At 47.2% G+C, this 12766-nt stretch carries 12 protein-coding genes; 6 read left to right on the forward strand and 6 right to left on the reverse strand.

What is annotated here, in order from left to right; genetic code table 11:
• The first annotated feature begins 293 nt into the window (after positions 1-293).
• The 3 genes from rluC (at position 294) to OEY58_18935 (ending at position 2989) form a co-directional block, all read left to right on the forward strand.
• Positions 294-1250 carry a 23S rRNA pseudouridine(955/2504/2580) synthase RluC gene (gene rluC / locus OEY58_18925; protein ID MDH5327530.1) on the forward strand — a complete coding sequence of 319 codons (957 nt, stop codon included), beginning with the start codon at positions 294-296 and terminating at the stop codon, positions 1248-1250.
• Entirely contained in the window at positions 1250-1903 is a 654-nt protein-coding gene (locus tag OEY58_18930) for an HAD-IA family hydrolase (GenBank protein ID MDH5327531.1), read from the forward strand. The genes rluC and OEY58_18930 overlap by 1 nt, the downstream gene beginning before the upstream one ends.
• A 63-nt stretch (positions 1904-1966) precedes the next feature.
• Entirely contained in the window at positions 1967-2989 is a 1023-nt protein-coding gene (locus OEY58_18935; protein MDH5327532.1) for a S49 family peptidase, read from the forward strand.
• A gap of 63 nt (positions 2990-3052) precedes the next feature.
• Here OEY58_18935 and OEY58_18940 read toward each other — a convergent pair whose 3' ends face one another.
• Positions 3053-4183, reverse strand: coding sequence for an aminotransferase class V-fold PLP-dependent enzyme (locus OEY58_18940; GenBank protein MDH5327533.1), 1131 nt, complete (start codon positions 4181-4183; stop codon positions 3053-3055).
• A gap of 362 nt (positions 4184-4545) precedes the next feature.
• Between OEY58_18940 and OEY58_18945 the strand changes: the two genes are divergently transcribed.
• Positions 4546-6498 (forward strand): lytic transglycosylase domain-containing protein, encoded by a 1953-nt coding sequence (locus OEY58_18945; GenBank protein ID MDH5327534.1) that lies wholly within the window; start codon positions 4546-4548, stop codon positions 6496-6498.
• A 21-nt stretch (positions 6499-6519) separates the two neighbouring features.
• On the opposite strand, the gene OEY58_18950 is transcribed toward OEY58_18945, so the two are convergent.
• Complete coding sequence (locus tag OEY58_18950) at positions 6520-7374, reverse strand: hypothetical protein (GenBank protein MDH5327535.1); 855 nt, start codon at positions 7372-7374, stop codon at positions 6520-6522.
• Between the two features lie 248 nt (positions 7375-7622).
• On the opposite strand from OEY58_18950, the gene OEY58_18955 reads away from it, so the two are divergent.
• Together OEY58_18955 and OEY58_18960 are read left to right on the forward strand one after the other, a co-directional pair.
• Positions 7623-8453, forward strand: a complete 831-nt coding sequence (locus OEY58_18955; protein MDH5327536.1) for a hypothetical protein — start codon at positions 7623-7625, stop codon at positions 8451-8453.
• A gap of 145 nt (positions 8454-8598) precedes the next feature.
• The gene (locus tag OEY58_18960; protein ID MDH5327537.1) at positions 8599-9558 is read left to right on the forward strand and encodes a phosphoribulokinase; all 960 of its coding nucleotides are present in this window, start codon (positions 8599-8601) and stop codon (positions 9556-9558) included.
• Between the two features lie 17 nt (positions 9559-9575).
• Here OEY58_18960 and OEY58_18965 read toward each other — a convergent pair whose 3' ends face one another.
• From OEY58_18965 to OEY58_18980, 4 genes are all read right to left on the reverse strand, one after another.
• Positions 9576-9890 carry a plastocyanin/azurin family copper-binding protein gene (locus tag OEY58_18965; protein ID MDH5327538.1) on the reverse strand — a complete coding sequence of 105 codons (315 nt, stop codon included), beginning with the start codon at positions 9888-9890 and terminating at the stop codon, positions 9576-9578.
• Between the two features lie 25 nt (positions 9891-9915).
• Positions 9916-11001 carry a tryptophan tryptophylquinone biosynthesis enzyme MauG gene (locus tag OEY58_18970; GenBank protein MDH5327539.1) on the reverse strand — a complete coding sequence of 362 codons (1086 nt, stop codon included), beginning with the start codon at positions 10999-11001 and terminating at the stop codon, positions 9916-9918.
• Between the two features lie 214 nt (positions 11002-11215).
• Positions 11216-11611 carry an ACT domain-containing protein gene (locus tag OEY58_18975; GenBank protein MDH5327540.1) on the reverse strand — a complete coding sequence of 132 codons (396 nt, stop codon included), beginning with the start codon at positions 11609-11611 and terminating at the stop codon, positions 11216-11218.
• 10 nt (positions 11612-11621) lie between these two features.
• The gene (locus tag OEY58_18980) at positions 11622-12758 is read right to left on the reverse strand and encodes a histidine decarboxylase (GenBank protein MDH5327541.1); all 1137 of its coding nucleotides are present in this window, start codon (positions 12756-12758) and stop codon (positions 11622-11624) included.
• Positions 12759-12766 lie beyond the last annotated feature (8 nt).

A 12766-nucleotide genomic window follows, 5' to 3' on the forward strand; every position in this document is an offset into this window, starting at 1 on the left:
GAACAGTGTGATATACACGTGTTCAAAATCTGTCCCGAGTTCACACAACGAACTCTAAAGAAGCTTTATTTTTTACTCAGTTCTAAATCCTAAACACAGGTATCTGCGATCGTATTGCTGCTGTGCCATAGGCCGCGTTAGGGGACATCCAGGCAACTTGGGGCTAACTATAGCTTATTGCAAGCAGCAAGCCTATAGCACTTATACCTATATAGTACCTACTGAATATAGCAGTGTAATTAATAGTGTTCAAATATATGATTAAACTATTAATATTGCAATAATATACGCAAATGAAAAAATTGTCTGTAGTTAATTCCAATAACCCTCAATTTATTACGGTGAATGAAGAGGAGGAGGCTCAACGAATTGATAATTATTTGATCAAATTGTTGAAAAACGTCCCCAAAAGTCATATCTACCGTATATTGCGCAAGGGTGAGGTGCGAGTGAACAAGGGCCGAGTAAAAGCGGCTTATCGCATCCAAGTGGGTGATATTGTTCGAATACCTCCAATTAAATTGCAGATTACCCCGGTGGTCACGGCGGGCGTTAAACAACTGGCTTGGATAGATTCCAGCATTGTTTACGAGGATAGTAAGCTCCTGATCATCAATAAACCATCCGGTTTGGCGGTCCACGGAGGCAGTGGAATCAGTTTAGGGGTGATTGAATGCCTGCGTCAGGCGCGCCCGGATGCACCGCTTTTGGAGTTGGTGCACCGTTTGGATCGAGAAACCTCCGGTTGCTTGCTGATCGCGAAGAAACGCAGCGCGTTACGCTATCTGCATCAATTGTTTCAGACCAATCAGATCCAAAAAACATATGTGGCCTTGGTGCAAGGGCCGTGGTCCGGTGGTGTCCAGCACGTCAAAGCGGCATTAACCAAGAATATGCTCAGTTCCGGTGAACGTATCGTTCGAGTAGATGCCCAAGGTAAACAGGCACATAGTATTTTTGAGCCGCTAGAGGTTTTTAAGAATTCCACCTTAGTTCGGGTCCGGCTCAAAACGGGTAGAACCCATCAGATCCGGGTACACGCCTCTCACATTGGCCATCCTATTGCAGGGGATGAGAAGTACGGGGATAAGGAATTTAATAAGATAATGAAACAACATCATGTTAAGCGCTTGTTTTTACACGCGCAAAGCCTGCGGTTTATTCACCCGGATACGGACGAGGTGCTACTTGTGGAAGCACCATTACACACCGATTTAACAACAGTGCTTGAAGATTTGCAGAGGACCTAATGGCAGTTGGATACGAATTACTCATATTTGATTGGGATGGCACACTAATTGATTCGGAAAAAAACATTATTCGCTGCATGCAGTTGGCTTTGGAGGATATTGGAGCACAAACCCGTGAGCCGGATGCCATCAGCCATATTATTGGTTTGGGTTTAGCGGAAGCCATAGAAGCCTTGTGTCCGGAATTAAAACCGGCGCAACGATCACAACTGGTGGAACGCTACCGTTATCATTTTCTAAGCAGTGAACCGTCAGAACCGTTTGCCGGAGTGGCAGTTACCTTGAACGCGCTGGTCGATCGCGGCTATTACTTGGCGGTGGCCACCGGCAAGGGGCGAGTGGGACTGGACAAGGCTTTGGCAGAGACAGGGTTTAAACCCCATTTTCATGTCACGCGATGCGCCGATGAAACGCGATCCAAACCACATCCGCAAATGGTGCTGGAGATTATGGACTTTGTGGGTGTGGATGCTCATCAAGCTCTGATGATCGGCGATACAGTGTATGACCTGGATATGGCGACGAATGCCGGGATGGATTCAGCCGCGGTTTTATATGGAGTGCACGCAGCGGAAAAGTTGCAGGCGTGTAATCCAATAGTTTGTTTACAGAGCATGACGGAATTGTTGCCCTGGCTCGAGCAAAGGGCGTAGCGTTATGTTCCTTAGCCGGGTCTGATGCGTATTTGACAAGAGGTTTCAACTAGAGGTTAGCCAATGAGTGATTTGGAAAGAAACGAGGGTGGGCTTGCAAGGCCGGATCCGCAAAACAATTCGCAAACACAAAACCCGGCAAGCGACGTATCGCCGGACTGGGAACGGGATTTACTCAACCGCCTGGCATTTGCCTCGGTCAACGAACAAAGGCGGGCGCGGCGCTGGGGGATCTTTTTTAAATCGTTGACGTTCTTATATTTACTGATGTTTTTTCTGGTAATGCCCGGGGACTGGAAAAGTCCCGATTCCAGCAAAGAACACACGGCGCTGGTTCAGGTGGAAGGGGTTATTGGGCCGGATTCAGAAGCCAGCGCGGACATTATTATCGGCGGATTACGTGCTGCGTTTAAGAATAAAAATTCCAAAGCCGTGATATTACGGATTAACAGTCCCGGCGGTAGCCCGGTGCAATCCGGTTATGTGTATGATGAAATCAAACGATTGCGCAAGAAATATCAGGACAAAAAACTTTACGCCGTGATCACCGATATGTGCGCTTCCGGCGGCTATTATATTGCGGCCGCGGCCGACGAAATATACGCCGACAAAGCCAGTCTGGTTGGTTCCATTGGGGTGTTGATTAACAGTTTTGGCTTTGTAGATGCCATGAAGAAACTGGGCGTGGAGCGACGGATGTACACGGCTGGAAAAAACAAGGGAATTCTGGATCCCTTTTCTCCAGTGAAACCATCAGATCGCAAGCATATCGACAAAATGTTACAGGGTATTCATCAGCAGTTTATTCAAAGCGTAAAAGACGGTCGTGGCGATAAGCTGAAACAGAGCCCCGAACTGTTTTCCGGCCTGTTTTGGAACGGCGATGAGGGCGTCAAGCTGGGTTTAGTCGACGCCTTGGGTAGCAGCAGTTACGTCGCCCGTGAAGTGGTGGGGGCTGAGAAAATCGTCAATTACACACCGAGGTCGGATTTTCTGGAGCGTTTTGCCGATCGATTGGGTGCCTCCTTCGCAAAAATGATGGTGCAGTTGGTGGGGACAGGCGCTCAAAGTGCGGATCTGTTCTGATCGGGTTTGAGCCGGTACAGGGCTTCGCATTGGCGATTCAAGCTTTGCCGTAACTTTGCCGGTTTAAACACCGGCCGCCAGCTCCAAAGCCTGCTGTAATGCCTGTCGGGGTGTATAAAAGTGCGGTGAAAAACGAATTCCGCCACCGCGAATGGCACAGACAACATTATTATCCGTTAGATGCCGGAAAACGCTTTCCGTATTTGCGTGTACATGACGGAAACTGACTATCCCGGAGAGGTGCTCCTGTTCCGGGGTGAGCAGTTGCAGAGTGTCGCTGTTAAGGATGAAATCCATGGCATAGCGACTGTTTGCCACAACGTCGGATTCCACCGCTTCCAACCCATATTGTAAAAGCAATGAAAGGCTGGCATCCAAGGCATGGATACCCAGCATATTGGGGCTGCCGCATTCAAAGCGTCGTGCGCTGCTCGCCGCTTGCCACTGGGTCTGATCGAAATTGAGAAAATCTTCCGTCATATGCCAACCAAATTGATGCAGCTTCAGTTGTGAAATGAGTGATTCCCGGCAATAAAAAAAGGCCAGGCCTTCCGGGCCCAGCATCCACTTATGTCCGTCTGCCATGGCAAAATCGATATGGTCTGCTTCCACATCAAACTGTAGAGCGCCAACGGATTGTATGGCGTCAACACAAAACAAAATCTCATGTTGACGACAATGTGCGCCTATGGTTCTTAGGTTGGGCTTTAAGCCGTTGCTGTATTGTACCGAACTGATGGATACCAGACGGGTGTTGTCATTGCATTGGTCGATAATCCGTTGCGCGGCATCGGTTCCGTCCTTGCTTTCACTTAAGGTGGCATAACGTGTTTGTACGCCGTAGCGGTGTAGTGATTCCCACACAATACGATTGGACGGAAATTCCATATCGCTTATGACAACATTGTCACCCGGTTGCCAGTCTAAACCGTAGGCGACCACAGATAGGGCTTCAGAGGTGTTTTTTAATAGAGCAACATCGTCCGTATTGGGGGCGTGGATTAAGGTTTGTATTTTACGTCGCAGTTCCCATTCCGTCTCCATCCAGCGTGGGTAATTTTTGGCTCCTACAAAGAGATTTTCCTGGGCAAAATCACACACTGCTTTTCGGGTTCTTTCCGGCCAGGGTGCTACCGCGGCGTGGTTTAAATAAATCAGTGACTGGTTTAACAAAAATTCATCTTCCAAGTGCATGATATTTCACTTTAAGTAGGTTGATAAGTTATTTAAAAACAGATAATTAATAATCAATGCTAATGTGAATAATTGAGTTTAAGCACAGGGGCTTTTTCTATATAATTGTTATTATAAGGTACGATAACGTAACAATCGTCATTGAAAAGTGGTTTGTACCTGATTTTCACGCAAAACTGCGTGTTACTGCTGCCGTGTCTCGTTGCGGGAGTAACCATTGGGCCGGAGCTGCGGTTCAAAAACATCAGTTCACAGCATCCGTGTGTGACAAACGTGAGTTTGGTTTTATGTTATTTTCTGGCAAATGGAAAATTGAGCACCGCTTTCGAACCCAGTCAATGTTTCCGGGGGGTGGTGTATATATGTCCCAAGCGTCCAGTTTGTCCAGTCGTCGCTTGATCCGCCTGCTTGTCCTGTGCCTGGGAGCCGGACTGATGCTTCCCGTTTCAGCCAATGTTCCCGATAAACCTGTAGAACGCCGGCACTTTGAAGATGCCGTAGTAGCATTGGAAGACGACAACCTGGAGTTGTTCCGACAATTGGCGGAAAAGAATAGGAACTATGTTCTTTATCCCTATCTGCAATACTATGAACTCCGTAAGCGGGTGGAGCAGGCGGAGGCGAAGGAGATCAGGGGGTTTCTGGATAAATACCGGGATTTACCTTTCAGCTCCGCATTACGTGCGCAGTGGTTGTCCCATCTGGCTAAAACTAAAAACTGGAGCTTGTATCGTCAGTTTTATACCGATCAGGTACGCAACGATTTACAGTGCCATCACTTTACGGCATCTCTGGCCGACACACTAAGTAAAAAGCAATTACAGCAGGTGCTGGATCGTGCTGAAAAGCAGTGGCTCAATGGGCATAAGGACAGAGCCGAATGCAAACCTATATTTGAAGCTTTACAGTCCTACGGTCGAATCACTACAGCGTTGCGCTGGCAACGGATTGAGTTGGCCATGAAAGTGGGTAATCTCAAACTGGCCGGGCAATTGTCCGAACCATTTGGCAGCAGAGATAAAAAGTTGGTTCGTTTGTGGCAGGAAGTTTACAAGAAGCCCGAAAAACTTTTTACGCATCGAGAAATGCGGCGTAATAGTCTGGTGAAAAGAAAAATAGCTTTTCACGGCATTCAACGTTTGGCGAAGCGCGATGTAGAAGCGGCCGGAAAATTGTGGAACACAGCCAAACGCCGGTTTCCCTTTGAAAAAGATCAAAAGCTGGAGATGGCCCGGTTTCTGGCTTTAAGGGCGGCCTATCAGTCCAAACCCAATGCTTTGAAGCTGTTGAAACAGTTGCCTCAGGATGTATCCGATTTCTCCGATAAACAATTACGGGCGCGGGTTGCACTGAAACATCAGAACTGGACAGAATTGATGGGGGCGATCAAGGCAATGGCGTCTGTCAGTAAGGAAGCTAAGTGGCAATACTGGCAGGCCAGGGCTTGGGAGCAATTGGGTCAAAAGGATAAGGCTATATCCCAGTTTGAGCGCTTAGCCACCCAAACCAATTACTATGGTTTTTTGTCTGCGGACCGTGTGAAGAAACCGTATCAGATTACCTCGGAGCCGCTGCGTCGGGATGAGGCCGCACTGGCTATGTTACGCAAGGATCCGGGCGTGCAACGCACCAAAGAGTTGTACGCGCTTGACCGCATTACCGAAGCGCGACGCGAATGGAACCAGGTAATTGCCAAACTGGATGAAAACTTGACCAAATTGGCCGCTTTGTTAGCTCATGATTGGCAATGGCACGATAATGCTATTCTTACCGTCGCTAAAACCGGCCACCGAAAGGATTTGAACTTACGATTTCCCACTCCGTTTCGCGACCTTATTTACGAGACCGCAGAGAGTTACGGTTTGGATCCGGAGTGGGTTTATGGTGTTACGCGACGAGAAAGCGCATTCAATACCTATGCTCGATCCAGTGCGGGCGCTATGGGGCTGATGCAGATACTACCGAGCACAGCTCGTATCCAATCCAAATCTCTGGGCATGGCAAAGCCCAGTTATAAGGATTTGTTTGAAAGTGAACGCAACATCGTGTTGGGCAGTTCCTATTTGAACAAAATGCTGCAACGTTTTTCCGGCAATCAGGTGGTGGCCACAGCAGCCTACAATGCCGGACCCAATCGTGTATCCAAATGGTTACCTAAAGACGGTGACAAGGTGGAAGCCGACATTTGGGTGGATACCATTCCTTACAAAGAGACCCGAGAGTACGTCAGAGCAGTGATGGCCTATGCTGTCATTTTTGAGTGGCGCTTAAATCAAACCATAACACCCTTACATAAGCGCATGGAAAATTTCTAATCCATTCCTGACCTTTAGAGATTATATAAAGCGGTTCAACCAAGTCTCGTGTGACCCCCAATTGGTGATTCGAAGCTCACCGCCATTGGATACGTATTCCAACAATATGGCTTTTTCACGCTTGGACAATTTGCGCATATCCTCTTCACCACGACTGTTTAAGTAAATAGTTTTGTATTGGTGGATGTCCGCCTTATTATCGCCGTTGCTGTCACTGAATAGTGAGGATAGAGTGGGAAACAGTAGTTCGTGCTCATATTCGTTAAGTTGGTAGTAGTCGAAAAAGCGCCGAACTAAGTGAGGATCTTGGAAAGGGCTATGGTCTCCTTGCCGGCTGATGTGCTCGAAGGGATTGAATAAATCCATGACAATGGCAATTTTATTACGCGTCAGTTCCGGATTTTGCAACGTCAGCCGACCCAGGTCTGTGCTCAGGTCATCCAGCGACAATAGAATGCTCGTAGCGTGTTGGCCACGATCGATGGATAATTGCAGCGGCAGACTGACAGAGCCCAATATTTGTAAATGAAACCGGCCGTCAGCATCGGTACAGGTGTAGGAGTAGAACGCTTGCTGGGGCTTGCGGCAGGCGCCGCTGGCGATACTGATGGAGCCTAGCTGATAGTCGGACAGGGTTTTCTTTTTGCTGGATTTGGATTTGGGTTTGGGAATGAAAACGGTGGCCGATGCCACGGGATTTCCATTGCGATCCACCACTTGCCCTCGCACGTATTGCAATAAGCGGTCAATATCCGGGAGCGCCAAGGGGGCGGCAAAATGTTCAGGTGCAGGAGCTTGTTGGGATATTCCGGCGCAACCGCTGAACAGCAGCGTTGCAGACAACAGCAAACTGAATTTACGGCTAAGGCGGCACATGGTCGTGGCTCCTTCCCTCGGAGTGTTAATTCCCGTCAGTGTATCAGAATCAGGTCAAGTTATGAACACTTCTTACGCTTCGCTTCAAATTATGAGGATTAGGTTAAAAATTAATCAAAGCATAAAAGCGTGTAAAAACAAAGAAATGCCTTATGACAATAGCTGCGAGTCGACTACACTATAGACTATAGTGCAGTGTGCAGGTTTTCCAAGAAAAATTTGTTTTTTTGTTGATACAAAGCAAATGTATGAATCCCATAGTCTATAAAATCGTGGTCACAGTCATTGCTCTGCTAATCAGTGCTGCAGCAGGCTTGGGTTTGTTGGATCATTTTGGTGAGCGTTATACCGAACAAGCCTTTGAACGGGCAATTATCACATTCGGTGTTGCCAGGGGACTTAATGCCGTCATTTCCGTGGCTCAGGGAACGGAAGTGGCCATTCACCCGGCAGGGTTTGGTGTCAATTTTACGCCAGGACAAATCCTCGATCCCATCAATGACCTTATCGAACAATTTTCGTGGGTAATGTTGGCAAGCAGTGCATCTTTGGGGATTCAAAAAATATTCCTGTCTATCTGTTCATCCTGGCCGGTGACGCTGACGTTGATGGTGCTACTGCTGGTGTGGTTGTGGGGTGTTTGGCGCTCCGTGTTCCCTGTGGCGCCTGGGCGTTGGCTCACTTCCGCCTTATTGATTTTATTGTTTATACGTTTTTCCGTTCCTGTCGCAGCCATTGCCGGTGAAGTGTTCTACCGATATTTCTTGTCAGAGCAATACCAGGAAGCTACACAACAACTGGAGCAAACTAAGGAAGCCATCAGTTCATTGAATGCGAATTTTCAAAATTTCCCGGAACCGCAAGGGATGTTGGACAGAGCTAAGGGCTGGTTTGACTCCGCAATGAATTTGATGGATTTGGATCGCAGGCTAGAGGCCTACAAGCAGGCGGCAACCGATGCCAGTCGCCATGCCATCAACCTAACCGTAGTATTCCTGATTCAAACGGTCATTTTTCCCATTCTGTTTCTTTGGGTTATCTACCGTTTTCTGCGAAATTTTTCCCTCTTCAGGCAGTGACCCCTTGTGACCTTTATGGTAATGTAAAAACCGATTGTCTCCGGACAGCCGTGATAAACAAAAGTAATTCTTACAAAAACTATAACCTATAACAAGGCATACGATTGCCAAACAGCTCTTATCAGAGGCTGTATAAGGAGGAACTATGTCCGCCAGGCACCCTATAATTGCCATTACGGGGTCTTCGGGATTGGGTACTACGGTGACCCAAAATGCTTTTACGGATATTTTTCGTAGATTGGGTATCAATGCTTCGTATGTATTGGGTAACGGTTTTAGACGCTATGAGGCAGATCAGGTGGTGGAAGAATTTAAGGCTGCCGCAGCCGCCGGTCGCCCAATCAGCCACTTTGGGCCTGAAACCAATCTCTTCGATCGTCTGGAAAGTTTGTTTCGTGAGTATGCCCGAAAAGGTACCGGGCTAAGTCGCGAGTATATTGCAAACGAAGAACAATCAGTCCGATTTGGGCGACCCATCGGAACCTATTCGAATTGGGAGGATATACCCACGGGGGACTTATTGTTTTACGAAGGGCAACATGGTGCTTGCATCGAGGCGACCTGGTCCATGCGTAGCATGAGTGCTTCGCACAATCCCGTTGTGATCAATGAACGACACAAATTGGATGTAAGACAGGATGCGGGCGTCGATATTGCTCGCTGGGTAGATTTGCTTATTGGGATTGTTCCCTGCGTTAACATGGAATGGATTGAAAAAATTCACCGCGACGGCAAGACCCGACAACGTTCAGCTGATGAGGTGACCACCAGTATTTTACGTCGCTTGCCGGACTACGTTCGTTATATTACACCTCAGTTTTCATTGACCGATATTAACTTCCAACGTGTACCATTGGTGGATACATCGAATCCGTTTATTTCCCTGGATGTTCCCGGTCACGATGAATCACTGGTGGTGATTCGATTTCGGGAACCCTATCGCTATGACTTTCCCAGGTTGCTGAATTTAATTGACAAGGCCTATATGTCGCGTCCCAACACCATGGTCATACCGGGTGGTGAAATGGAAAATGCCATAGATGTGATTTGCACGCCATTGGTTCAGGAACTGATGGAGAAAAAACGCCAACAGGAGATGGTGTAAGGTTCTTCAGACCATCGTTAAAAGATAAACAAGGTCATTTTCATACTCGGGTGTACAGTGCATTCAATATCCACGACGCCTTTACTCTTAAATTGCAGTGATCGCATCATGCCGGGTTTAAATTTTCCCAGGTCAAACTGAAACTCTTCTGTTTGACTGATAATATTGTGGACCACACTGTCGGAATTACGAAATGTCAACGTGTCTCCCGGCTTGATGACTTTGATAGGCGGATTGAATTTCAATTCATTTTGCGAAATGATATGTTCTTCCGAGTATGCGGTTGTGCATAAAGCTGACAATACTACGAGAAAGAATATTTTGTTAAACATGTTGCAGACTCCGTTATCGTTCTAATTATTCAGGCAGCGTGACCTGAGCCAGTTTGGGATCCCATTTGCCCGTCAATGCCTTGAGAAACGCCACCAGGTCTTTTTTATCCTTTGCATCCAAATTGGCCTGAATAAAATTGGGTGACAAATTACTTTGTACGACACCCCCATTCGCATAGTGGTCCACCACTGCTTCCAGGGTGGCAGCGGAACCGTCATGAAAATAGGGCGCTGACTGGGCAATGTTGCGTAGTGGTGGAGTTTTAAATGCGCCTCGGGTCATTCCCACTTTGACTTGGTGGTGCCGGCCCAGGTCCGGGTTTTTCTTACCAAATGATGCTAAGCCAATGTTATGGAAACCGTTGTCGGTAAAACTGGGAGGGCGGTGACACACAGCGCAATTACCCTTGGACGGGTTTAAAAATATTTTAAAACCTCGAATTTGAGACGGCGTCATGGCTTTGTCGTCTCCCTGTAGCCAGTGGTCAAACGGAGAATTGTTGCTGACGACCATTCTTTGGTACATAGCCAAAGCCTTGGAAACACGGGTTTGGTTAATCCCCAAACCGTAAAATGCATCCTTAAAGGCGCTGACATATCCAGGAATGCCTTTTAATGTCTTCAACATGTTATTCACGGTGTTATGCATTTCTTCCGGGTTTACAATGGGACCCATAGCTTGATCTTCCAGTGTTTTGGCGCGTCCGTCCCACATGAGAATTTTATTAAAACCCACGTTTATAATCGTGGGTGTGGCACGCTTGAGTGTTTTGCCTTTATGACCTTTGGCTGTGGCCAATCCATCGGACCAGCCCAATTCGGGGTTATGGCAGGTGGCACAAGACATCGTGCCATCCCCACTGAGACGGGGGTCAAAAAACAACATTTTACCCAATTCAATTTTTTTCTTGTCAAAACGGTTACCACCCGGAGCCTGAGGCAGGTTGGGTAACAACCATTGACTTAAAATTTGTTTAGGCGCTTCACTGGATGTATCCATCAAGGATTCAGCCCATTGTGTCATGTCCTGCAGCTCTGCTGTGCGGCTGGTTGAGGGGAGCAAGAAACTAAATATGGAAAAAACTAAAACCAGTCCTATTTGCCGAAGCATTATCGTCGTCCTTTCAATCTATTATGGTACGCTGATGAAAACTATGGTTATTATAAGTCAATCAATTATTTTTATTGTATTAAATAATTAGACAGATTTTAAAGCATTTTGGGTGATTTGTTGACTATTTACCAAAAGAGTAAGTAGCCGATGCGAAGACTAAACGGAATAATGATAAGGCAGCGTGTTTATGACTCTGGATAATATATCGAAATTACGAAATGAGTTCATCTTTGACTAATTGCATGGCCTCCTCTGTGCGGTCTGTGCAAATGGCTGCAAGACTTTGATTATTGTCACTGCGAATTATGCGAATACTGCGTAAATTGATTTGGGCCTCTTTGAAGCGACGAGCGATCTGCGCCAGGGCGCCGGGTTTGTCATCCAGACGAATGAGAATCACATCTTCTGTCAACGCTTTGATGTCGGGTAGGCGGTTGAGCAGGTTTAAGGCGTCATCGTAGCGATCTACGGTGAGTATGATTACACCGGTGTCGGCGTAGCCATCACCAGTAAGTGATTCTATGTTAATGTTTTCTGCGGCCAGCGCTTCGGTGATTTCCGCAACCACCCCCGGCCGATTTTGAGCTACGATAGTGATTTGTTTCACGCCCTTATCCTCATGGTGTCTGCTTTTGCTCGTTGACAATATCCGCGATCAGCGCATCAATATGTTCCCGGGTAACATGAGGCATGGTAACAATATGGGCAATATTGTTCTGAACTGCAAGTTGCCAGGTTTCCAGGATTCTTTGTGGGGGTCGTGGAATAACAACCGTAATGGAATTGGTGTTGCGCCAGGCGTTTATACCAACGGCACGAAACTGTGCGATAGCATAGTCGGCGATTTGCAAACAAGCGGCAATAATTTTTCTAAAGCCTTCGAACTTTACGGTTTTTAAGGCATACCAGAGAAACAGCGGCGTCACCGCATTGCGGGAGCCGCTCAAGGTGGTATCCAGAGTGCCAACGTACTCTATAGATCGAGCGATTCGGTCCACATTGGTTTTTTTAGCCAGCACGACTCCGCATGGTATGGGGGAGCCAATCATTTTATGGCCGCTGATGGATATGCTGTCTATGCCGGCATCAAAATCGTAATCAGGCGGATTGTTTATAAACGGTAATATCATTCCGCTTAGGGCGGCGTCCACGTGGATGTAATAGTTGGGGATGGCCAGATTATGCAAAATCTCTCGAATTTTTACCACGTTATCCAAGGCACCTTTCATGGTAGTACCAATATTGGCGAAAATGATGGGAGTGACATCCCGGTGGATCCGGATGGTTTCGTACAGATCCTCGTAGTCCATTTCTCCGTTTTCCTGACTTTTTATCATAATGTTGCGTACATGCAACACTCGTAAACTCTTGGAAACGCTATAGTGGGTGTCTTCTGAGTAATACAGCATGCCATCAGGGTAGAGTTCTCGTGCCAGGAAGATGCCGTACATATTACCCTCGGTCCCACCGTTGGTGATGTAACCCCAGGTATCCGCAGTAGCATGAGTCCACTGGGAAAATATGTGCAATACTTCCCGTTCGATTTCATGGGTATTCAAATGAAACAAAGTGGGAACAAAGGGGTCGCCGACATTATTCAGAGGGTAACTAAGAAAGGGGAATAGGGGGCTGTAATCAAAATTGCAGGTGCACGGGTATCCCAGGAAGTGATTGGATTCCACCTTGATCTGCTGCAACAGCGTGTGCAGCTTGTTTTGGTCGTCCTTGCTCAAATCATCAAATTGCCAGACCATGTTTTTCC

It is taken from the genome of Gammaproteobacteria bacterium, from assembly GCA_029882975.1.
In the GTDB taxonomy this organism is placed as follows: domain Bacteria; phylum Pseudomonadota; class Gammaproteobacteria; order SZUA-152; family SZUA-152; genus JAJDNG01.

What these genes read in the sequence shown, in the direction of transcription:
- OEY58_18965 (MDH5327538.1), bottom strand. Translation starts at nt 9,890, where the DNA reads ATGTTTAACAAAATATTCTTTCTCGTAGTATTGTCAGCTTTATGCACA.
- OEY58_18930 (MDH5327531.1), top strand. Translation starts at nt 1,250, where the DNA reads ATGGCAGTTGGATACGAATTACTCATATTTGATTGGGATGGCACACTA.
- OEY58_18950 (MDH5327535.1), bottom strand. Translation starts at nt 7,374, where the DNA reads ATGTGCCGCCTTAGCCGTAAATTCAGTTTGCTGTTGTCTGCAACGCTG.
- OEY58_18960 (MDH5327537.1), top strand. Translation starts at nt 8,599, where the DNA reads ATGTCCGCCAGGCACCCTATAATTGCCATTACGGGGTCTTCGGGATTG.
- OEY58_18940 (MDH5327533.1), bottom strand. Translation starts at nt 4,183, where the DNA reads ATGCACTTGGAAGATGAATTTTTGTTAAACCAGTCACTGATTTATTTA.
- OEY58_18945 (MDH5327534.1), top strand. Translation starts at nt 4,546, where the DNA reads ATGTCCCAAGCGTCCAGTTTGTCCAGTCGTCGCTTGATCCGCCTGCTT.
- OEY58_18970 (MDH5327539.1), bottom strand. Translation starts at nt 11,001, where the DNA reads ATGCTTCGGCAAATAGGACTGGTTTTAGTTTTTTCCATATTTAGTTTC.
- rluC (MDH5327530.1), top strand. Translation starts at nt 294, where the DNA reads ATGAAAAAATTGTCTGTAGTTAATTCCAATAACCCTCAATTTATTACG.
- OEY58_18980 (MDH5327541.1), bottom strand. Translation starts at nt 12,758, where the DNA reads ATGGTCTGGCAATTTGATGATTTGAGCAAGGACGACCAAAACAAGCTG.
- OEY58_18935 (MDH5327532.1), top strand. Translation starts at nt 1,967, where the DNA reads ATGAGTGATTTGGAAAGAAACGAGGGTGGGCTTGCAAGGCCGGATCCG.
- OEY58_18955 (MDH5327536.1), top strand. Translation starts at nt 7,623, where the DNA reads ATGAATCCCATAGTCTATAAAATCGTGGTCACAGTCATTGCTCTGCTA.